This window comes from Pseudomonas sp. CFII68 (assembly GCF_000416195.1).
In the GTDB taxonomy this organism is placed as follows: domain Bacteria; phylum Pseudomonadota; class Gammaproteobacteria; order Pseudomonadales; family Pseudomonadaceae; genus Aquipseudomonas; species Aquipseudomonas kilonensis.
On record NZ_ATLN01000019.1, the window covers coordinates 12210 to 33444 of the forward strand.

Annotated in this window: 23 protein-coding genes; 5 read left to right on the forward strand and 18 right to left on the reverse strand. The window is 60.4% G+C overall.

All coding sequences use genetic code 11. The features are described from left to right. Nucleotides 1–4 precede the first annotated feature (4 nt). From CFII68_RS24460 to CFII68_RS24450, 3 genes are read right to left on the reverse strand one after another with little or no spacing between them, the layout of a single operon-like run. A complete protein-coding gene (locus CFII68_RS24460) occupies nt 5–721 on the reverse strand; it encodes a PilW family protein (protein ID WP_018600963.1) in 717 nt (238 codons plus the stop codon). Next, on the reverse strand, nt 718–1179 hold the full coding sequence (gene pilV, locus CFII68_RS24455) for a type IV pilus modification protein PilV (RefSeq protein WP_033062355.1): 462 nt from the start codon (nt 1177–1179) through the stop codon (nt 718–720). The genes CFII68_RS24460 and pilV overlap by 4 nt, the downstream gene beginning before the upstream one ends. Further along, on the reverse strand, nt 1176–1649 hold the full coding sequence (locus CFII68_RS24450; protein ID WP_018600967.1) for a GspH/FimT family pseudopilin: 474 nt from the start codon (nt 1647–1649) through the stop codon (nt 1176–1178). The genes pilV and CFII68_RS24450 overlap by 4 nt, the downstream gene beginning before the upstream one ends. Before the next feature lie 278 nt (nt 1650–1927). On the opposite strand from CFII68_RS24450, the gene CFII68_RS24445 reads away from it, so the two are divergent. Beyond that, the gene (locus CFII68_RS24445) at nt 1928–2467 is read left to right on the forward strand and encodes a GspH/FimT family pseudopilin (RefSeq protein ID WP_018600969.1); all 540 of its coding nucleotides are present in this window, start codon (nt 1928–1930) and stop codon (nt 2465–2467) included. Here the strand turns inward: CFII68_RS24445 and ispH are convergent. The 6 genes from ispH to murJ all read right to left on the reverse strand — a co-directional run bounded on the left by ispH (nt 2421) and on the right by murJ (nt 9937). Beyond that, nucleotides 2421–3368 carry a 4-hydroxy-3-methylbut-2-enyl diphosphate reductase gene (gene ispH / locus CFII68_RS24440; RefSeq protein WP_018600971.1) on the reverse strand — a complete coding sequence of 316 codons (948 nt, stop codon included), beginning with the start codon at nt 3366–3368 and terminating at the stop codon, nt 2421–2423. The genes CFII68_RS24445 and ispH overlap by 47 nt on opposite strands. Before the next feature lie 182 nt (nt 3369–3550). Beyond that, nucleotides 3551–3988 (reverse strand): FKBP-type peptidyl-prolyl cis-trans isomerase, encoded by a 438-nt coding sequence (fkpB, locus tag CFII68_RS24435; protein ID WP_018600973.1) that lies wholly within the window; start codon nt 3986–3988, stop codon nt 3551–3553. Continuing rightward, nucleotides 3981–4493, reverse strand: a complete 513-nt coding sequence (lspA, locus tag CFII68_RS24430; protein ID WP_014340279.1) for a signal peptidase II — start codon at nt 4491–4493, stop codon at nt 3981–3983. Before lspA ends, fkpB begins: the two co-directional genes overlap by 8 nt. Further along, the gene (ileS, locus tag CFII68_RS24425; protein WP_018600978.1) at nt 4486–7317 is read right to left on the reverse strand and encodes an isoleucine--tRNA ligase; all 2832 of its coding nucleotides are present in this window, start codon (nt 7315–7317) and stop codon (nt 4486–4488) included. The genes lspA and ileS overlap by 8 nt, the downstream gene beginning before the upstream one ends. A gap of 13 nt (nt 7318–7330) precedes the next feature. Further along, nucleotides 7331–8269 carry a bifunctional riboflavin kinase/FAD synthetase gene (ribF, locus tag CFII68_RS24420; protein WP_018600979.1) on the reverse strand — a complete coding sequence of 313 codons (939 nt, stop codon included), beginning with the start codon at nt 8267–8269 and terminating at the stop codon, nt 7331–7333. A 129-nt stretch (nt 8270–8398) separates the two neighbouring features. Next, nucleotides 8399–9937 carry a murein biosynthesis integral membrane protein MurJ gene (gene murJ / locus CFII68_RS24415; protein ID WP_018600981.1) on the reverse strand — a complete coding sequence of 513 codons (1539 nt, stop codon included), beginning with the start codon at nt 9935–9937 and terminating at the stop codon, nt 8399–8401. 254 nt (nt 9938–10191) lie between these two features. Between murJ and rpsT the strand changes: the two genes are divergently transcribed. Continuing rightward, the gene (gene rpsT, locus CFII68_RS24410) at nt 10192–10470 is read left to right on the forward strand and encodes a 30S ribosomal protein S20 (RefSeq protein ID WP_003185593.1); all 279 of its coding nucleotides are present in this window, start codon (nt 10192–10194) and stop codon (nt 10468–10470) included. A 374-nt stretch (nt 10471–10844) separates the two neighbouring features. Here the strand turns inward: rpsT and CFII68_RS24405 are convergent, their stop codons facing one another. The 6 genes from CFII68_RS24405 to rplU form a co-directional block, all read right to left on the reverse strand. Next, nucleotides 10845–12881 (reverse strand): toxin-antitoxin system YwqK family antitoxin, encoded by a 2037-nt coding sequence (locus CFII68_RS24405; RefSeq protein ID WP_018600985.1) that lies wholly within the window; start codon nt 12879–12881, stop codon nt 10845–10847. 81 nt (nt 12882–12962) lie between these two features. After that, nucleotides 12963–13418: a CreA family protein gene (locus CFII68_RS24400; protein WP_003205733.1), complete on the reverse strand. Its 456-nt coding sequence runs from the start codon at nt 13416–13418 to the stop codon at nt 12963–12965. 9 nt (nt 13419–13427) lie between these two features. Continuing rightward, nucleotides 13428–14546 carry a glutamate 5-kinase gene (gene proB / locus CFII68_RS24395; RefSeq protein ID WP_018600988.1) on the reverse strand — a complete coding sequence of 373 codons (1119 nt, stop codon included), beginning with the start codon at nt 14544–14546 and terminating at the stop codon, nt 13428–13430. 327 nt (nt 14547–14873) lie between these two features. Further along, on the reverse strand, nt 14874–16097 hold the full coding sequence (gene cgtA / locus CFII68_RS24390; protein ID WP_018600990.1) for an Obg family GTPase CgtA: 1224 nt from the start codon (nt 16095–16097) through the stop codon (nt 14874–14876). 190 nt (nt 16098–16287) lie between these two features. Further along, nucleotides 16288–16545, reverse strand: a complete 258-nt coding sequence (gene rpmA, locus CFII68_RS24385) for a 50S ribosomal protein L27 (protein WP_003176049.1) — start codon at nt 16543–16545, stop codon at nt 16288–16290. A 35-nt stretch (nt 16546–16580) separates the two neighbouring features. Beyond that, nucleotides 16581–16895 carry a 50S ribosomal protein L21 gene (rplU, locus tag CFII68_RS24380; RefSeq protein WP_003176051.1) on the reverse strand — a complete coding sequence of 105 codons (315 nt, stop codon included), beginning with the start codon at nt 16893–16895 and terminating at the stop codon, nt 16581–16583. A gap of 239 nt (nt 16896–17134) precedes the next feature. On the opposite strand from rplU, the gene CFII68_RS24375 reads away from it, so the two are divergent. The 3 genes from CFII68_RS24375 to CFII68_RS24365 all read left to right on the forward strand — a co-directional run bounded on the left by CFII68_RS24375 (nt 17135) and on the right by CFII68_RS24365 (nt 19114). Beyond that, entirely contained in the window at nt 17135–18103 is a 969-nt protein-coding gene (locus tag CFII68_RS24375) for a polyprenyl synthetase family protein (protein ID WP_018601012.1), read from the forward strand. A gap of 205 nt (nt 18104–18308) precedes the next feature. Continuing rightward, on the forward strand, nt 18309–18650 hold the full coding sequence (locus CFII68_RS24370) for a zinc ribbon domain-containing protein YjdM (RefSeq protein WP_018601013.1): 342 nt from the start codon (nt 18309–18311) through the stop codon (nt 18648–18650). Between the two features lie 206 nt (nt 18651–18856). Next, nucleotides 18857–19114: a hypothetical protein gene (locus CFII68_RS24365; RefSeq protein ID WP_018601014.1), complete on the forward strand. Its 258-nt coding sequence runs from the start codon at nt 18857–18859 to the stop codon at nt 19112–19114. Between the two features lie 125 nt (nt 19115–19239). On the opposite strand, the gene CFII68_RS24360 is transcribed toward CFII68_RS24365, so the two are convergent. From CFII68_RS24360 to CFII68_RS0125725, 3 genes are all read right to left on the reverse strand, one after another. Further along, entirely contained in the window at nt 19240–19857 is a 618-nt protein-coding gene (locus tag CFII68_RS24360; protein WP_018601015.1) for an FKBP-type peptidyl-prolyl cis-trans isomerase, read from the reverse strand. A 204-nt stretch (nt 19858–20061) separates the two neighbouring features. Further along, complete coding sequence (locus tag CFII68_RS24355; protein WP_018601016.1) at nt 20062–20550, reverse strand: TIGR00645 family protein; 489 nt, start codon at nt 20548–20550, stop codon at nt 20062–20064. A gap of 132 nt (nt 20551–20682) precedes the next feature. After that, complete coding sequence (locus CFII68_RS0125725) at nt 20683–21024, reverse strand: hypothetical protein (protein ID WP_013694243.1); 342 nt, start codon at nt 21022–21024, stop codon at nt 20683–20685. Nucleotides 21025–21235: the final 211 nt, after the last annotated feature.

Genomic DNA, 21235 nt, shown 5'->3' on the forward strand with positions numbered 1-21235 from the left:
CCCCTCATAGCAGCCGGTTGCGCAAGGCGGCAACCACATTGAAAGTCTGCTCGCGCACCGTGTTCCTTGGATCAAAGAGCGTCAGGCTCAGGCGCACGCTGCGGATCAGTGCCGGGTCAGCCGGGTTGCCGGTGTAGCTCGAGGCCGCGATGTCCGTGGCGCTGGCGGCCATGCCGAACGTCACGTCGAACGCCCGCACGTTGTCCACCAGCACCGACAGGGTCGGCGGATTACCGGTGCCGCTGCCCAGCAGCAATTGGTTGTTGTTGAAGCTGTAGACCAGTCGACGGATCGGGAAGGCCAATTGCCCCGCCGCTGGCACCCGTGCGTTCGAGTAGGCCGTCGCCGAGGTACGGCAATCGGAGACGACGGTCCAGGTCGGCAGGCTACCGCCACTCCCAATGTCCGCGGTGACCAGGGTCAACCTCCGGTTGGCGTTATCCCAACGGATTGGAGTGGTCTGGCTGGCAGCGAAACTGTTATCCGTTGAGGCATCGATGATGGTCGCCACGCAACCGAACATGCCCACCATGCGAATTTCCTGGACCATTTTGCTCAAGGCAAACCGCGCGTCCTCCTGAATCACCGCGGCGGCATTCTGACTGACGTAGGTGTTTTTGGCGGCAATGAAAATCTGCACGACACCCAGGATGACGATCAGGCTGAGCACCAGCGCGATCATCAACTCGATCAAGCCAAAACCGCGACTGTGCCGGTTCATGGCGGCGTCCCCACCGGGTCGACGGCGACGCGGCTGGTCAGCACGAAGCTGCGCCGCGCCTCGGCCTCATTGGTGGTATTGGCAGCCCGGGCGTCGTCCCAGGAAATGGTGATGGTGTAGACGCGCTGGTTCAGGGCAATGGTGCCCGTGGCCGTGGCGCCGCCGAAGGCGATGATGTTGGTCTTGAAATCGTAGAGGTCCTGGTCCCGGGCCACGTTGAGGTTCGGCGAGCTTGGCGGTGTGATGGTGTAGTCGGCGCCGGAGTTGGCGCGAATGCGGTCCAGCAGGTCGTAGGCAATGAAACTGGCCTGGCTGGTCATGCGCGAACTGTCGGTGTACTTGAGCGCATTGAGCTGGATCATCGCCGCCCCCAGCAAACCGACGCCGAGAATCAGCACCGCCACCAGCACCTCGATCAACGTCATGCCGGCCTGCGTCCTTTTACTGCAACCCTTCATCCGCAATTTCCACCCAATACGATTCGTCCATTGAGGCAAACACCCAGCGTCCTGCTCTGCGCTCCTCTTACGTAATTGAAGCTCACTGGCGTGGCCGGTGCCGATAACCCGCCGAGGTTGTTGAAATCGATGCTAGTCACGTCTGAGGGTAGCGTCAGAGTCACGCCACTGCCCATCGCTGGAACAACCCGCAATATATTGGGCGACGAGCCAGTACTGTCATACACCGTCAGTTCGCCGCTCCAGACACTGCCCTGGACCGTGGGGCGAATTCGCGTGGTGATACCACGGTCGATCGCCTCCATCCGGGCAAAGTTCAGCGCCCGGCGCAAGTCGCCGATCTCGGTATCGGCCTTGGTGCTCTGCAGCGAGCCCGTGAATGACGGCACCGCCATGGTAATCAGGATCAGCAGCACGCCAAGGGCCACCAGCACCTCGATCAGCGTGAAACCTTTTGTACGAAGATCCATCGATGCCCTCCGTTGCCGTCGGCTATACCTGCCTCTACACGCTAGAACAAACCACCGCCTTGTGTGCAGTGCTGCAGTCTGTGGCGAGGGGATTTATCCCCGTTGGGCTGCGAAGCAGCCCCAATGAAACCGATTACTATCCAACCTGACATCCCCGCGGAGGCTGATTTGGGGCTGCTACGCAGCCCAGCGGGGCGGTGCGACGTTTCGCTAAATCCCCTCGCCACAGTAATTCATAAGTCTTAGATCCGCTTCACACTCTCCAGGGAGGAGACGTCATGTATCAACAGGGCTTCAGCCTGATCGAACTGCTCATGGGACTGGCAATCGCCGCAATTGTTCTGCCGTGGGCCGGCGCAAGCTACAAAGAGCTGATCGAATCCATCGAACGCGAGGACACCGCGCAGTTGCTGATCAGCGGGTTGCGCATTGCCCGCAGCGAAGCCATCACGCGTAACCGCGGGGTATTGATACAAGGGATAGACAACGATTGGGGTAAGGGCTGGCGGATCATGCTGGACAACAAGGAGAAAACCTTGCTGATGGAACGCACCGCAAGCGCTCGTGTGATCGGCAACCAGCCGATGAGGCGCAGGGTGATGTTCGGCAACCAGGGCGAAGCCCTGCACCCCAGCGGCGCCTTTAAGGCCGGCAGGCTGCATGTCTGCGCCAAACGCGGGCCGGTCAGCCATCATCAAGTGATACTGGCGCCCTCCGGCCGCGTCCGTCTGGAAAGTGTCAAAGCCGAGCAGGCCCTGTGCGAGAAAGGACTTAAGGCAAGGAGCGCACGCGCAACTCTTTCGGCATCGAGAACGTAATGTTTTCCTCGCGACCGGACAGTTCATCGGCACCCGTTGCGCCCCAGGCCTGCAACTGCTGGATCACGCCACGCACCAGGACTTCCGGCGCGGAAGCGCCGGCGGTGATGCCGATGCGCTCGACGCCATCGAACCAGCTGCGCTGCATGTCCTCGGCACCGTCGATCAGGTAGGCCGGGGTGGCCATACGCTCGGCCAGCTCACGCAAGCGGTTGGAGTTGGAGCTGTTCGGGCTGCCGACGACCAGCACCACATCGCATTCGTTGGCCAGTTGCTTGACTGCGTCCTGACGGTTCTGGGTGGCGTAGCAGATGTCATCCTTGCGCGGGCCGCCGATGGACGGAAAGCGCGAGCGCAGGGCGTCGATCACACGGCTGGTGTCGTCCATGGACAGGGTTGTCTGGGTAACAAAAGCCAGGCTCTCAGGATTGCGAACCTGCAAAGCCGCCACGTCCTCCTCGTCTTCGACCAGGTAGATCGCACCACCGTTGCTGGCATCGTATTGACCCATGGTGCCTTCGACTTCCGGATGGCCTTCATGGCCGATCAGGATGCATTCGCGACCGTCACGGCTGTAGCGCGCCACTTCGATGTGCACCTTGGTCACCAATGGGCACGTCGCGTCGAAAACCTTCAGGCCACGGCCGGCGGCTTCGGTGCGTACGGCCTGGGAAACCCCGTGGGCGCTGAAGATCACGATGACGTCGTCCGGCACCTGGTCCAGTTCCTCGACGAAAATCGCCCCGCGGCTACGCAGGTCTTCGACGACGAATTTGTTGTGGACCACTTCGTGGCGCACGTAGATCGGCGGCCCGAAGACTTCCAGGGCGCGGTTGACGATTTCGATCGCCCGGTCCACACCGGCGCAGAAGCCACGGGGGTTGGCGAGTTTGATTTGCATGCTGTGCCTCGTGTCTTGCGCGCAAGAATTGCCTGTTGATCGAACCAAGGGCTCGGAAAACAATGAAGATCCATGTGGGAGCGGGCTTGCTCGCGAAGAGGGCCTTACATTCAACATCAATGTTGGCTGACACTCCGCCTTCGCGAGCAAGCCCGCTCCCACACTAAACCGCATCCAGTCAGTTACAACGCCTTGACCTCAAGGATTTCCACTTCGAAGTTCAAGGTCTTGCCCGCCAGCGGATGGTTGAAGTCCACGGTCACCTGGGCGTCGTCGAAAGCCTTCACCACACCTGGCAGCTCGGTATTGGCCGCGTCGTTGAAGATCACCAGCAGGCCCTGGGACAGCTCCATGTCCTGGAACTGGGAGCGTGGCATGGTCTGCACGTTTTGCGGGTTGGGCTGACCAAAGGCGTTTTCCGGTGGTACGACCACGGTGCGCTTGTCGCCGGCCTTGAAGCCGAAGATCGCCGCTTCGAAGCCTGGCAGCAGGTTGCCATCACCGACCTTGAACACCGCCGGGGCCTTGTCGAAAGTGCTGTCGACGGTGTCACCGTTTTCCAGGTGCAGGGCGAAGTGAAGCTTCACTTCAGTGTTTTGAGCGATACGCTGCTCAGTCATGGACGGCTTCTCCGGTTTTCTTGCTCTTGAACATGTCCAGGGCGAGCATCACCGCGCCCACGCTGATGGCGCTGTCGGCAAAGTTGAACGCCGGGAAATACCAGCGGTTCTGCCAATGCACCAGGATGAAATCGATGACGTGGCCCAGGGCGATGCGGTCATAGAGGTTGCCCAAGGCACCACCGAGCACCAGGGCCAGCGCCACGGCCAGCCAGGTCTCATTGCGCCCCAGGCGCTTGAGCCAGACCACCAGCACGGCGCTGACCACGATGGCGATCAGGGCGAACAGCCAGCGCTGCCAGCCTGAGCTGTCGGCCAGGAAACTGAACGCCGCTCCGGTGTTGTAGGCCAAGGTCCAGCTGAAGTAGTCGGGAATGATCACGATCTGCTGGTACATCGTCAGCGAGTTCTCGAAGTAGTACTTGCTGGCCTGGTCGATGACCAAGACCAGCACACTCAACCAGAGCCAGCCCAGCCGCCCGAAGCGGCCCGCTGCGTTAGGCATAATGACGAACCTCGCCAGCACCACTGATGTTGTCCACGCAACGACCGCAGATTTCCGGATGCTCCGGGTTCACGCCGACGTCTTCACGGCAGTGCCAGCAGCGGGCGCACTTGGTGTGGTTCGACTTGACGATCTTCAGCTTCAGACCGCTGACTTCAGTGGTCACCGCATCGGCCGGCGCCTGCACGAAAGGTGCAACGCTGGCGGTGGAGGTGATCAGCACGAAGCGCAGCTCGTTGCTCAGCTTGGCCAGATCGGCACTCAGGGCGTCTTCGGCGTAGAGGGTGACTTCGGCCTGCAGGTTGCCACCGACGGCCTTGGCCGCGCGCTGGATCTCCATCTCCTTGTTGACCGCCGCCTTGACCGCCATCACGCGATCCCAATACGCACGGTCCAGCTCGGAACCTTCCGGCAGTTCGGTCAAGCCTTCGTACCAGGTGTTGAGCATCACCGATTCGTTGCGCTCGCCCGGCAGGTACTGCCACAGCTCGTCGGCGGTGAACGCCAGGATCGGTGCGATCCAGCGCACCAGCGCCTCGCTGATGTGGAACAGCGCGGTCTGGCACGAACGACGGGCCTTGCTGTTGGCGCCGGTGGTGTACTGGCGGTCCTTGATGATGTCGAGGTAGAAACCACCGAGCTCCTGCACGCAGAAGTTGTGGATCTTGGAGTAGACGTTCCAGAAGCGGTATTCGCCGTAGTGCTCCTGCAATTCGCGTTGCAGCAGCAGGGTACGGTCCACGGCCCAACGGTCCAGCGCGAGCATTTCTTCGGCCGGCAGCAGGTCGGTGGCCGGGTTGAAGCCGGTCAGGTTGGAAAGCAGGAAGCGCGCGGTGTTACGGATCCGCCGGTAGGCGTCCGCGCTGCGCTGCAGGATCTGCTCGGAAACGGCCATCTCGCCGGAATAGTCGGTGGAGGCCACCCACAGGCGCATGATGTCGGCGCCCAAGGTGTCGTTGACCTTCTGCGGCGCGATCACGTTGCCCAGGGACTTGGACATCTTGCGACCGGACTCGTCGACCGTGAAGCCGTGGGTCAGCAACTCGCGATACGGCGCGTGATTGTCGATGGCGCAACCGGTCAGCAACGACGAGTGGAACCAGCCGCGGTGCTGGTCCGAGCCTTCCAGGTACAGGTCGGCACGCGGACCGCTCTCGTGGCCCATCGGGTGCGAACCGCGCAGCACGTGCCAATGGGTGGTGCCGGAGTCGAACCAGACGTCCAGGGTGTCGCTGATCTTGTCGTACAGCGGCGCTTCGTCACCCAGCAGCTCGGCGGCATCCATCTTGAACCAGGCTTCGATGCCTTCGGACTCGACGCGCTTGGCCACGATTTCCATCAGTTCGACAGTGCGCGGGTGCAACTCGCCGCTTTCCTTGCTCAGGAAGAACGGGATCGGCACGCCCCAGTTGCGCTGGCGGGAGATGCACCAGTCCGGACGGTTGGCGATCATCGAGTGCAGGCGCGCCTGGCCCCAGGCCGGCACGAACTGGGTTTCTTCGATGGCCTTGAGCGAACGCTGGCGCAGGGTGTCGCCGCTGGTTGGCTGCTTGTCCATGCCGATGAACCACTGCGCGGTGGCGCGGTAGATCAGCGGGGTCTTGTGCCGCCAGCAGTGCATGTAGCTGTGTTCGATGACGGTGGTGTGCAGCAGCGCGCCAACTTCGGTCAGCTTGTCGACGATGGCCGGGTTGGCTTTCCAGATGAACTGGCCGCCAAAGAACTCCAGCGACGGCGCGTACACGCCATTGCTCTGCACCGGATTGAGGATGTCGTCGTTGACCATGCCGTATTTCTTGCAGGTCACGAAGTCGTCGACGCCATAGGCCGGCGCGGAGTGAACCACGCCAGTACCTGCGCCCAGTTCCACGTAGTCGGCCAGGTACACCGGCGACAGGCGGTCATAGAACGGATGACGGAAATTGATCAGCTCCAGCGCCGAACCTGGCGCGGTGGCGACCACCGAACCTTCGAGGCTGTAGCGGGCCAGGCAGGATTCGACCAGTTCTTCGGCCAGCACCAGCAGCTTGTCGCCGACGTCGACCAGGGCGTAGTTGAATTCCGGATGGACGTTCAGCGCCTGGTTGGCCGGGATGGTCCACGGGGTGGTGGTCCAGATCACGATCGACGCCGGCTTGGCCAGCTTGCCCAGGCCGAAAGCGGCGGCGAGCTTGTCTTCATCGGCGATCGGGAACGCAACGTCGATGGTCGAAGACTTCTTGTTCTCGTACTCGACTTCCGCCTCGGCCAGGGCCGAACCGCAATCGAAGCACCAGTTCACCGGCTTGAGGCCCTTGAACACGAAGCCGCCCTCGACGATTTTCGCCAGGGCACGGATTTCACCGGCTTCGTTCTTGAAATCCATGGTCTTGTACGGGTTGGCGAAGTCGCCCAGCACGCCGAGGCGGATGAATTCGGACTTCTGCCCTTCGATCTGCTCGGTGGCGTAGGCACGGCACAGTTCGCGGGTCTTGTCCGCGCCCAGGTTCTTGCCGTGGGTCACTTCGACCTTGTGCTCGATCGGCAGGCCGTGGCAGTCCCAGCCCGGGACATACGGCGCATCAAAACCCGACAGGGTCTTGGAGCGGATGATCATGTCCTTGAGAATCTTGTTCAGCGCGTGACCGATGTGGATAGTGCCGTTGGCGTACGGAGGACCGTCGTGCAGGACGAACTTCGGACGATCCTTGCCAATTTCGCGCAACTTTCCGTACAGGCCAATGCTGTCCCAACGCTGCAGAATCTGTGGTTCGCGCTGAGGCAGGCCGGCCTTCATTGGGAAGGCGGTGTCCGGAAGGTTTAGCGTGGCTTTATAGTCGGTCATTTAAGGCTCTTCATTAGCGATTGGCGCTGGTTGCGACAAGGGCACGGGCGGCGGCGATATCTGCATGGATCGCCGTCTTGAGCGCCTCCAGAGAGGCAAAACGCTGCTCTTCACGCAGCTTATGGTGGAAAACCACCGTCAAACGCCGGTCATACAGATCGCCGGCAAAATCCAGAACATGTACTTCAAGGTGGGCCTTGCCATCGCCCTGGACCGTGGGTCGCACGCCGATGTTGGCAACGCCGGGCCAGGTCTTGCCGTCGATCTCGACACTCACCAGGAACACCCCGGTGAGCGGCACACGACGGCGCTTGAGCTGCACGTTAGCCGTTGGCGTGCCCAATTGGCGCGCCAGTTTCTGCCCGTGCAGAATCCGTCCGGCAATCCGGTACGGCCGGCCAAGCAAGCGCTCGGCCAATTCGAAGTCGGCAGCCGCCAGGGCATTGCGGACCTGGGTGCTGCTGACGCGCAAGCCATCCATCTCGACAGTCTGCGCCGCTTCAACAGTGAAGCCCTGGGCGATACCGGCCTGTTGCAGGTAGTCGAAGTCCCCGGACCGGTCACAGCCGAAACGGAAATCATCGCCAACTTCCAAATGCTTCACATCGAGACCGTCCACCAGGATGGTATCGACGAATGCGGCGGCACTGAGCTTGCTCAGGCGCTGGTTGAAGGCCAGGCACAGGACCCGGTCGACGCCTTCGGCGGCCAGCAGTTGCAGCTTGTCCCGCAACCGAGCCAGACGGGCCGGGGCGGTGTCCGGGGCGAAAAACTCCCGCGGCTGCGGCTCGAAGATCACCACGCAGCTAGGCAAGCCCAATTCCAGCGCACGCTCGCGCAGCCGCGCCAGGATAGCCTGGTGGCCACGGTGAACACCGTCAAAGTTGCCAATAGTGGCGACACAGCCCCGATGTTGGGGGCGCAGGTTGTGGAGGCCTCGAACCAGCTGCATAACGCGCTTCTTGCTCATAAAGTGGCCGATTATAACCACACCCGGCGGCCGACGACAGGCAACACCGCACCCCAAAGTGATCGAACCGACAAAACCACTGCCTGGCCCGGGATTATCGGGTGCTTGCCCTCAGCTCAAGGCCTTGCGATTGAAGTCACGCAGACGGAACCCCATCAGCAGCAACATGCCGAAATACGCCACCACGCCGGCAACCACCAGCACACCCAAGCGCAGGAAACGCTCGAGCATCTGCCCTTCGCCCCAGGCCGGCATGAAATGCATCGCCCCCAGCAACACCGCCGACATCACCGCCACGGCGACCAGCAGCTTGAGGCCAAACTTGCCCCAGCCCGGCTGCGGCTGATACATCTTCTGCTTGCGCAACTGGTAAAACAGCAGCCCGGCGTTGAGGCACGCGCCGGCGCTGATCGCCAGGGCCAGGCCGGCGTGGGCCAACGGGCCGATGAGCATCAGGTTGAACAACTGCGTCATCACCAGGGTGAAAATGGCGATTTTCACCGGCGTGCGAATGTTCTGCTGGGCATAGAACCCCGGCGCCAGCACCTTGATCACGATGATCCCGAGCAGGCCCACCGAGTAGGCGATCAGTGCCCGCTGGGTCATCAACGCATCGAAGGCATTGAACTGGCCATACTGGAACAACGAGACGGTCAACGGCTCGGCCAGGATCCCCAGTGCCAAGGCACACGGCAACACCAGCACGAAACACAGGCGCAGGCCCCAATCGAGAATCCGCGAGTATTCATGGCGGTCCTGGCTGGCATAGGTCTTGGCCAGGGTTGGCAGCAGGATCGTACCCAGGGCCACACCCAGCACGCCAGACGGCAATTCCATCAGACGGTCGGCGTAATACATCCACGACACCGAGCCAGCGACCAGGAACGAGGCAAAGATGGTGTTGATGATCAGGGAAATCTGGCTCACCGACACCCCGAGGATCGCCGGCAACATCTGCTTCATCACCCGCCACACGCCGCTGTCGCGCAGGTTCAGCCGTGGCAGCACCAACATGCCGATCTTTTTCAGGTGCGGCAGTTGATAAAGTAATTGCGCCAGGCCACCGACCAGCACCGCCCAGCCCAGGGCCATCACCGGCGGATCGAAGTACGGTGTCAGGAACACTGCGAAGATGATCATGCTGACGTTGAGCAGGGTCGGCACAAAGGCCGGCACGGAAAAGCGGTTCCAGGTATTGAGGATCGCCCCGGCCAGGGACGACAGGGAAATCAGCAATATATAAGGAAAGGTCACCCGCAGCAGGTCCGAGGTGAGTTGGAATTTTTCTGGCGTATCGGTGAAACCCGGGGCCGTGGCCCAGATCACCCAGGGCGCGGCGAGCATGCCGGCCGCCGTGACCAGCGCCAGCACCAACGTCAGCAGGCCGGTGACGTAGGCAATGAACGTGCGGGTCGCTTCGTCGCCCTTCTGGCTTTTATATTCCGCCAGGATCGGCACGAAGGCCTGGGAGAACGCCCCTTCGGCGAAGATCCGCCGCAGCAGGTTGGGCAACTTGAAGGCGATGAAGAAGGCGTCGGTGGCCATCCCGGCACCGAATATCCGTGCGATCAACGTATCGCGAACGAACCCCAGGACGCGGGAAAGCATCGTGATAGAGCTGACGGCGGCCAACGATTTGAGCAGATTCATGAAAAGAGTTTTTGCCTGTCGATAAACAGCAGGCGAACAACGCGCCCACTTGTGCGATACTCCGCGCCGCTAAACAGTGCAGAGCCAAAGCCCGCGAGTTTACAGGTCGCACGCCGGAAAGAAATCCTTCGGTGCGCAGCACCTGCCATTCAGCGGAACGCGTCACCCGCCCTTGACAAGACTTCAACTCATCGGCATGATTCGCGGCCTATTTTGTTTGCTATTTCCCAAAAAGTCTTTCGAGGAGCTCGACGGTGGCCAACACACCTTCCGCCAAAAAACGTGCAAAACAGGCTGAGAAGCGTCGCAGCCACAACGCCAGCCTGCGTTCCATGGTCCGTACCTACATCAAGAACGTAGTTAAGGCCATCGACGCAAAAGACGCTGAAAAAGCTCAAGCTGCTTACGTTCTGGCCGTGCCAGTTATCGACCGCATGGCCGATAAAGGCATCATCCACAAGAACAAGGCTGCTCGCCATAAGAGCCGTTTGAATGGCCACGTAAAGGCCCTGAACGTTGCCGCTGCTGCCTAAGCGACGCGCTCGTTAAAAAACCGACCTCAGGGTCGGTTTTTTATTGCCTGCGATTTGCCCCCAACCAGACCACTTAACCCTGTGGGAGCGAGCTTGCTCGCGATGGCGGCAGGACAGATGGTGGAGATGGCGCCTGTGCAGCAGCCTTCGCGAGCAAGCTCGCTCTCACATTGGGTCTTCAGCGGGCATAAATTTTGTGCCCACCACAATCCCCCTGTGGGAGCGGGCTTGCTCGCGAAAGCGGTGGGTCAGTTAGCAGTGATATTGACTGTGCAGCCGTCTTCGCGAGCAAGCCCGCTCCCACATTGGGTCTTCAGCGGGCATAAATTTTGTGCCCACCACAATCCCCCCGTGGGAGCAGGCTCACCCCCACATTATTCCCCAAAATTGAAAACCACCGGCTTCGGCGGAGGACAACCACCAGGTGGCGGGAAATTCTGCACACCCGCCTCGTCGTAGCCGGTATAACAACCCACTATCTTGTCGCCCTTGAAGTTCATACGGCGCTCAACCACACCCGTCGGGTAATAGTAGACCGTCTCACCTTCGCGCTTGGCGTACGAGTAGTCCTTGTATTCGCGCCCCTCGACCGTTATCAACCGAAAGCCCTGCTTGGCTTCAGAGAACTTCAACTGGCCATTGGGGTAGTACTCGTTACGAGTCACACGATCATCAGGCCCCAACAGCACCTCCCGGACCTTGCGCCCATCCCGGGTGTGGCGGGCACTTTGCTCATTGCCGAACAGGTAGTCACTTTCGGAGTCGAAATGCCCGCCGTTGAAAGCCCCGCGCTGCTTGCCGCAAAGCTTGATACGGGTGTATTTCCCATCAGGCACGTGGCAATAGTTCCTGTCCGCGATCAGCACCCCTGTCGCATCAAATGACTGCACGTTACCAATGGGCTCATCCCCCTCGTACGTTGCCACCGTATCGGGCTGGCCATTGGGATGATAAAGACGAAAAGCACCTTCTCGCGAACCGTAACGCCACGAGATGTCCGACAGCAGCACGGCACCGTCGTCCGTGTAGGTCAGCGCCCGCCCTTCGATCTGGCCGTTGACGTAGTTGGCCGAATAGATGAGTTTGCCATTCGCCGCATAGGCTTCTTTCAATCCATCCAACACACCCGCGCGGTAATGCTCGACAAGCCGTAACACCCCTGCGGCGTCCACTTCACGCAACTCGCCTTGCTTCTTGTCGGCGACGAAATCGACGGTCTGGACACCACCGCTTTCCACCTTCAATGTCCAACGGCCTTCTCGGACACCTTGCACGTAACGCCCCTCACCCCACGGCATTTTCCAGTCACCGTGCTGCATCCCCTCCACGAAATCGCCGCGCTGGACCACCTCACCATGACGCACGCGCTCGGAAGGCCCGTCAAAATCGCCGTGTTTGTATGTATCGAAGCCGGAGATAGCCCCCTCATCGTCCTGCGCTTCGATCGTCCAGCGCCCCTCATAGAAATCGTCGACGATCATGCCCTTGGAAACCGTGCCGCCATCACTGACGACCCACGACCCCTGACGCAATCCATCCACATAGGCGCCGGTGGACGCGTAGCCCGACTCGTCGAACTCCATCCACTTGCCCACTCTCTTACCCTGGGCATACGAACCCAGCGCCCAGAGCCGCCCGTTACCCAAGAACGCCCACACCCCATCCTCGGAGCCCTGGTACACCGCTGGATCGGTTTCCCAGGCCATCCTGCTGACACGATAGGCAGAGCCCACATCCTCGTCCTGAGGCGGCACGCGCTCATAAGTCAGCGTGAGCCAGCGTCCCTCGCGCTGCTGGAACGTTTTTTTGTAGGTGTCGCGATGAGGATCCTCCGCTGGCCGCTCCGATGAAGCCGGGACGCCGTCAACACCAAAGTACCCCACCAGCGTGCCATCGGCGGGATTGAGCGTGTCGAATTCAACGATACCGGTCTTGGGCAACACAGCGCTGTAATCGTAGGGCGGCAACTTGCCCAGCTCTTTCTGGACCAGCGCGGCAGTGAGGACCTTGCGATCAGCGGCGATACGATCCAATACCGGCTGCAACGCCTGAAGCCGGCGATACATACCGGTGGACGGTACGAAGCGATAACCATGAAGGGCGTACTGCCCCTTTGCCCGTGACAGCACGACCAACGTCTGGAGATCGCTGTCGAGGTTGGCGTAGAACACCGACTCGACACTGGCATCGCCATACCGATCGAGCACTTGCGGCGCGCCATCCGGCGAATCGCACAGGCACGAATAGCCCACGACACCTTCCGCCTCGCGGATAAACGCCAGCGTCGCCCCACTCTCCTGGGAGCTTTTTATCAGCGGATGAGCCAGGGGCTTGGCGTTATAAAACGGTTCCGCCAAGGCCCCAGAGGAAAGGGAACAACCCAACACAAACAGCAGCAAAAACGCACGCATACGAATCCCTTCGCGCCAAAAGCACAACACATCCATGGAGATAAAAAAAGCGAGCCGATCGGCTCGCCCATCATTCGCTACTTAACGCCAAGGCAAGATCGGAATCGCCGTCACCGCATTCTGCGGGCTGCCCTCGATCACGCGATCGCTGTAGACCAGGTACACCAGCGTATTGCGTTTCTTGTCGAGGAATCGCACCACTTGCATGGTCTTGAACACCAGCGAAGTGCGCTCGCGGAACACCTCTTCGCCGTCCTTGAGCTCACCCTTGAAGCTGATAGGCCCCACCTGGCGGCAGGCGATGGACGCCTCGGCACGATCCTCGGCCAGGCCCAGGCCGCCTTTTACACCGCCAGTCTTGGCCCGCGACAGGTAACAGGTCACGCCATCCACCTTGGGATCGTCGAACGCCTCGACCACAATCCGGTCATTGGGCCCGACAAACTTGAACACCGTCGACACCTGGCCAATTTCTTCGGCCGAAGCCAGCAGCGGCACAGCCAGCAGCAAGCCGATCAATCCTTTTGCCAAACCCATGATTTTTCCTTAGACGAGGATCAGGTTGTCACGGTGAACCAACTCGGGCTCCGCCATGTAACCCAACAGACCGACAATCGCATCAGACGACTGACCGATGATTTTCTGCGCTTCCAGTGCGCTGTAGTTGGCCAGGCCGCGGGCGATCTCACGACCGTCCGGAGCCACGCACACCACCATTTCGCCGCGACGGAAGCTGCCCTGGACCAGCTTCACCCCCACTGGCAGCAGGCTTTTGTTGCCTTGGGACAGAGCCGTCACCGCACCGGCATCCAGTACCAAGGTGCCACGAGTCTGCAGATGCCCAGCCAGCCACTGCTTGCGCGCCGCCAACATGCCACGCTCCGGGGAGAGCAAGGTGCCGATGCGCTCGCCAGCTTTCAAGCGATCCAGCACCCGCTCCAAGCGCCCACCCACGATGATGGTGTGAGCCCCGGACCGCGCCGCCAGACGCGCGGCGCGCAGCTTGGTCTGCATGCCACCACGGCCCAGCGCACCACCCGTGCCACCCGCCACCGCGTCCAGCGCCGGATCATCGGCACGGGCTTCGTAGATCAGCTTGGCATCGGGATTATTGCGTGGATCGGCATCGAACATGCCGTCGCGATCCGTGAGAATCACCAGCAGATCCGCCTCCACCAGGTTCGCCACCAGCGCGGCCAGGGTGTCGTTATCGCCGAAACGGATCTCGTCGGTGACCACCGTGTCGTTCTCGTTGATCACCGGGATGACTTTCAGCTCTACCAATGCCCGCAAGGTACTGCGGGCATTGAGGTAGCGCTTGCGGTCGGACAGGTCATCGTGGGTCAGCAGGATCTGCGCCGTATGGCGACCGTGCTCGGCAAAGCTCGACTCCCAAGCCTGCACCAGGCCCATCTGGCCGATGGCGGCGGCAGCCTGCAGCTCATGCATCGCGCTGGGTCGCGACGTCCAGCCCAGGCGACTCATACCGGCGGCCACAGCCCCGGAAGAGACCAATACCAGCTCGACGCCAGCCTCATGCAAGGCCACCATCTGCTCGACCCACACCGCCATTGCCTGGCGATCCAGGCCCTTGCCATCTGCCGTCAGCAGTGCGCTGCCGATCTTCACGACCCAGCGCTGCGCACCCGTCACCTTGCTCCGCATCATCTTCAACCTTTGCCAGCGAACGGCGCGACCCAGCACCGCCCATGGGATTATTCGTATTTGCGTTTTACAGATACCAAAACGCCGCTCGAATGAGCGGCGCCTTGGAAACCGGCTGGTTGCGATGATAACACCGCACTGGACCAGTTAATGCCAGCCACCCGAGAATCCTTGGGAGGATCAAGCCTGTGGGAGCAAAGCTTGCTCGCGATGGCCTCGTCACATTCAACACATTGGCTGACTGCAAACCGCTATCGCGAGCAAGCTTTGCTCCCACAGATTCGCCCACACAGGTACTGGCTTCAGCTAAGTGGCATCAGCACAAGATCAGTCGCGGACGTAGATGATTTCCGGACCGTCCTCGTCATCCACATCTTCTTCGTCCCAATCGTCGTCACCGATGTCATGGACCGACTTGACGCCACTGCGACGCAGGGCACGCTGATCGTCCAGCGCCTGCAACTGGGCACGGGCCTCATCTTCGATTCGCTGGTCGAGCTCGGCCAGCTCTTCCTTGTAGGCCGGATCGTTGGCCAGGCGGTCGGCGCGATCTTCCAGGTAACGCATGATGTCGTGGCACAGGCGCTCGGTACCGTCTTTGGCGATGGCCGAGATCACGTAGACCGGACCTTCCCACTCCAGGCGATCGACGATTTCCTTGACCCGCTCCTCATGCTCTTCTTCAAGGATCTGGTCGCACTTGTTCAGCACCAGCCAACGATCGCGCTCGGCCAGGGCCGGGCTGAACTTGGTCAGTTCGTTGACGATGACTTCGGCGGCATCGGCGGCACTGGTTTCATCCAGCGGCGCCATGTCCACGAGGTGCAGCAACAGACGGGTACGGGACAAGTGCTTGAGGAAACGAATCCCCAGGCCTGCGCCCTCGGAAGCCCCCTCGATCAACCCTGGAATGTCGGCGATTACGAAACTCTTCCAGCGGTCGACGCTGACCACGCCCAGGTTCGGCACCAGGGTGGTAAACGGGTAATCGGCCACTTTCGGCTTGGCCGCCGACACCGAGCGAATGAAGGTACTTTTACCGGCGTTCGGCAGACCCAGCAGGCCCACGTCGGCCAGCACCTTCATTTCCAGCTTCAGGTCACGCTGCTCGCCTGGCTTGCCTGGCGTGGTCTGGCGCGGCGCACGGTTGGTACTGGATTTGAAGCGGGTGTTGCCCAGGCCGTGCCAGCCGCCATGGACGACCAGCAGACGCTGACCAGCCTTGGTCAGGTCGCCAATCACTTCCTGGGTGGCCGAATCGATCACCGTGGTGCCGACTGGCACGCGCAGGATCAGGTCTTCGCCCTTCTTGCCGGTGCAGTCGGTGCTGCCGCCGTTGGAGCCACGCTCGGCATCGAAGTGCCGGGTGTAACGGTAGTCCACCAGGGTGTTGAGGTTTTCGTCGGCGAGCATGTAGATCGAGCCGCCGTCGCCCCCGTCACCGCCGTTCGGGCCACCGTTTTCAATGAACTTTTCCCGACGGAAACTCATGCAACCATTGCCGCCGTCGCCGGCCTTTACTCGAATCGATACTTCATCAACAAACTTCATGACACACGCCTCTCGCCATACGGACGAGCCAAAAAAACAAGACATAAGACTCTTGCAAAAATGAGCGCAGCGACCTGATGACACGCCCCAACCGCAGCGCCGACAGCCCATACAAACAGTTTTGCAAGAGACTCACCCCACAAACGAAAAAGCCCCGTCGCAAGACAGGGCTTTTCCAGCGATCTCGCAATTAAGCTGCGACAACGCTCACGTAACGGCGGTTGAACGCGCCCTTTACTTCAAACTTGATCACGCCTTCGATTTTCGCGAAGAGGGTGTGATCTTTACCCATGCCAACACCGTAACCGGCGTGGAATTGGGTGCCGCGCTGACGCACGATGATGTTGCCCGGAATGATTTTCTGGCCGCCATACATCTTCACGCCAAGGCGTTTGGCTTCTGAGTCGCGACCGTTACGGGTACTACCACCAGCTTTTTTGTGTGCCATGAGTTCAATTCTCCTAGTGAGGAATTAGGCTGAAATTAAGCCTGAATACCGGTGATTTTGATCTCGGTGTACCACTGGCGGTGGCCCATACGCTTCATGTGGTGCTTACGGCGACGGAACTTGATGATGCGGACTTTATCGTGACGACCTTGGGAGATCACTTCAGCCACAACGGTAGCGCCAGCAACGACTGGAGCGCCGATATTCACGTCGTCGCCATTGGCGACCAACAGAACGCGATCAAAAGTCACGGATTCGCCGGTAGCGATTTCCAGTTTTTCGATCTTCAGGTATTCACCTGGGGCGACCTTGTATTGCTTGCCACCAGTAACAATTACTGCGTACGACATGGTATTTCTCCGATAATCCTGCTCACCCAGCGCTTTATAAGAAGAGGTATTGGCTGGCATGGCTGCATGGGCTGGAAGGCCCTGGTGCAATTGCGTAAGGCAGGTGCTGCCCAGGAAGTTCAGGGTGCGCGATTGTACGCAAGGCGCAACAGCCTTGCAAGTAGCCGTCCATCGCGCCTTGACAGGCCTGGGTGGGGGTCCTAGCATGCCGCGCAACCCTTCTGGAGCACCTGTCGCTGATGCAACCCCAAGCTTTCTACCGCGCGGTGGCGGACGATTTTAGCGCCGTCGACGGCATCATCAAGAAGCAGCTGACTTCCCGAGTGCCGCTGGTATCGAAAATCGGCGACTACATCACATCGGCCGGCGGTAAACGCCTGCGTCCTTTATTGGTGCTGTTGTGCGGCAAGGCCCTGGGTCGCGAAGGCGACGACATGCGCCTGCTGGCCGCCACCATCGAGTTCCTGCACACCGCGACCCTGCTGCACGACGACGTGGTCGACATGTCCGGCATGCGGCGTGGCCGTTCGACCGCCAACGCCATGTGGGGCAATGCTCCCAGCGTGCTGGTAGGCGACTTCCTGTATTCGCGCTCGTTCGAAATGATGGTCGAGCTGGGCTCGATGCCGGTGATGAAAATCCTGTCCCAGGCCACGCGTATCATCGCCGAAGGCGAAGTGCTGCAGTTGTCCAAGGTGCGCGATGCCAGCACCACCGAAGAAACCTACATGGAAGTCATCCGCGGCAAGACCGCGATGCTCTTCGAAGCCTCGACCCACAGCGCCGCGGCCCTGGCCGGTGCCAGCGCCGAGCAGAGCGAAGCCCTGCGCACCTTCGGCGACCACCTGGGCGTGGCTTTCCAGTTGGTGGACGACCTGCTCGACTACAAGGGCGACGCCGAGACCCTGGGCAAGAACGTCGGTGACGACCTGGCCGAAGGCAAGCCGACCCTGCCGCTGATCTACACCATGCGTGAGGGCACGCCTGAACAGGCAGCACTGGTACGCCAGGCGATCCAGAAAGGCGGGATCGAAGACCTGGAAAGCATCCGTGTCGCGGTCGAAGCCTCCGGCTCGCTGGACTACACCGCGAACCTGGCCCGGGACTACGTTGCCCGCGCGATCAAATGCCTCGACGCCCTGCCGCCCAGCGAATACCGCGATGCGCTGGTGGAGCTGAGCGAGTTTGCAGTGGCGCGTACGCACTGATCCACAAGGGGCTTTTTGTGGGAGCAAGGCTTGCCCGCGATACCGGCGACTCGGTCTCTGAAGGATCGCATCGCCGCCATCGCGAGCACGCTTTGCTCCCACAAATCCCTCGCCGTAAGATCTCCAAACGCAGCACCGCCCTCTTTCGCAACAAAACCCTATATAATGTGCGCCCTTTTGCCCTCCTGATACCCAAGGAACCTTAGTGAGCACGTTGCCTCCCTGCCCGAAATGCAATTCCGAATACACCTACGAAGACGGTACCCAACTGGTCTGCCCGGAGTGTGCCCACGAATGGTCCGCCAGCGGCGAAGCTGAAGCGGCGCCCGACGATACCGTGAAGAAAGATTCGGTCGGCAACGTCCTGCAGGACGGCGACACCATCACCGTGATCAAGGACCTCAAGGTCAAGGGCACGTCGCTGGTGGTCAAGGTCGGCACCAAGGTCAAGAACATCCGCCTGTGCGATGGCGACCACGACATCGACTGCAAGATCGACGGCATCGGCCCGATGAAACTCAAATCCGAGTTCGTCAGAAAAGTCTGATTCTGCTGTATCCCATCCCACGCCCCGCGTGTGGGATGGAGCTTCGTCCTCTGCGCTTCGCCCCCATTTCCCGGACATTAGCCAAGTGCCAGCCGTCCTGAGCTGCCATAACCCATCGTCAGAAAAACAATCGCAACGCCAATAGAGACTTGCTATTTAGCGAATAAGAATTATTCTCATCGAACCCCATCAAGGAGATGAGAACCATGACTTATTTGATCGATGCCTGGCTGGACCGCCCACATCCCTACCTCAGGATCCTGCATCGGGAAACCGGGGAAGTCTGTGCGGTGCTTGAAGAAGAAGCCTTGAGCGAACTGCAGGACCAGGGGGATCTGGACCTCAACAGCCTCAATTCCAGCGAACCGTTGGTGCTCAAGGAGCTGGTGCGCAATCTGTTCCTGTTCTGCTACGCCCGGGCGTTGCGCCCGACGGGTGATTTCAGCGGCAGGTTCCACGGATGAAGCATCAAACCCTGTGGGAGCGAGCCTGCTCGCGAAGCGGTGTGTCATTCAACATCGATATCGACTGACTGACCGCCATCGCGAGCAGGCTCGCTCCCACAAAAGTCTGTTTAAGCGTTGATGTCTTACAGTACGTCCAACAACTCGACGTCAAACACCAGCACGCTGTGCGGTGGAATGCTGCCAACGCCTTGAGCACCGTAAGCCAGTTCGCTCGGCACGTACAGGCGCCATTTGCTGCCGGCGTTCATCAGTTGCAGGGCTTCGGTCCAGCCTGGGATCACGCCGCCTACCGGGAATTCGGCTGGCTGACCACGATCGTAGGAGCTGTCGAACACGGTGCCGTCGATCAGGGTGCCGTGGTAATGGGTACGCACCTGGTCTTCACGGGTCGGCTGGGCGCCTTCACCTTGGGTCAGCACTTCGAATTGCAGGCCGGACGCCAGGGTGGTGATGCCTTCACGCTTGGCGTTTTCGGCCAGGAACGCACGGCCTTCGCCAGCAGCGGCTTCAGCTTTGGCAGCGGCTTCGGCTTGCATGATTTCGCGAATGACCTTGAAGCTGGCGGACATCTCGTCCTGGCCCACGCGGCTTGGCTTGCCGGCGAACGCGTCGGTCAGGCCGACCAGGATGGCGTCCAGGCTCACGCCCGGTGGCGGGTTGTCGCGCAGTTGGTCGCCCAACTGACGGCCAATGCCGTAGCTGACGCGGGTTTCATCGGTGGACAGGTTAACTTCGGACATGATGCTGCTCCGCTGTGCGGACGGCTCGAGAGTTGCCGTGCGTGACACAGCGCCTCCCGGAGCGCCCGGAACCAAAAGGGCGAGCAGACTAGCACAGATGCCACCACGGGTGACGAGCACCCTGCGTCAAAGCAAGCCGCCAGAAACGACAACGCCCGCCTGCAATTCTACAGGCGGGCGTTGCGCCAGCGCGGTGAACGGACCTTAGTGTTTGGTCAGTTTGTCCAGGTAGCCCATGGCAAATGCCGAGACCACGAAAGTCATGTGGATGATCACGTACCACATCAGGTGCTCGGGATCGACGTTCTTGGCGTCCATGAAAATGCGCAGCAGGTGGATGGAGGAAATGGCCACGATCGAGGCAGCGACTTTCATCTTCAGCGACGAAGAGTCCATGGTGCCCAGCCAGTTGAGCTTTTCCTTGTCGTCGGCGATATCCAGCTGCGAAACGAAGTTCTCGTAGCCGGAAATCATCACCATCACCAGCAGGCCACCCACCAGCGCCATGTCGATCAACGACAGCAGCACCAGGATCAGCTCGGACTCGGCCATGGCAAACACATTGGGGATGATGTGAAAGACTTCCTGGAAGAATTTCAGCGCCAAGGCCAGCAGGCCCAGGGACAGACCGAAGTAGATCGGCGCCAGCAGCCAACGGGAGGCGTACATTGCGTTTTCGATAAAGCGTTCCATTGAATCTCACACCTGGGCTGAAAAATCGCGGCGAGTATATCAGCCATGACCAGCCCCACAAATGCCGGGGCCCTCCCTGGTCCCTGCCCTTGTGTCAAAACTTTACTGCCGGTGCCCGTGCGGTGATGGACTTCAATGCAGCGGACGAAATTCGAAACCGCCGACATTGCGACAACGGCCGCCATTGATTTCACGCAGTTGGGCTTGCATGTGCAGGGACCAGATCTGCGGGTCGTCGGCCAGCTCATAGCCGTGCAAGGTCAGGCTTTGCACAATGGTATCGAGGATGGATTCGGCGGCAGTCGGGCCGGGAAATGGCCCCTGGGCCTTGATGGCGGAGGGTTGTTCGCCAGCCATTCCGGCGGCGAAGAGCAAGGTCCACATACCGGTATCTCCCGCCAGGGGGCGGATGGCGCATTCGATACGGGTGACAAGGCCCAGGCATTGACGAGTGAGGCAAAGGTTGCGCGACATGGCGGCGCCCCTCGGTAGATCCGGTATTTCAGTCTCGGGAAGAGGCTGTTTCGATCCGATGATGGCTCTCGTTATCCTTGAGCTGAGGATAGAAGAAAAGTTCCGGTCGCAAGGACTTTCGAGACCAGAATACGCCGAGCGGTCACAGTGTGAATATTGACGCCAAAGTGGTGGCGTTTTTTAGTGATAATCCACAAAACATTGATTGTGA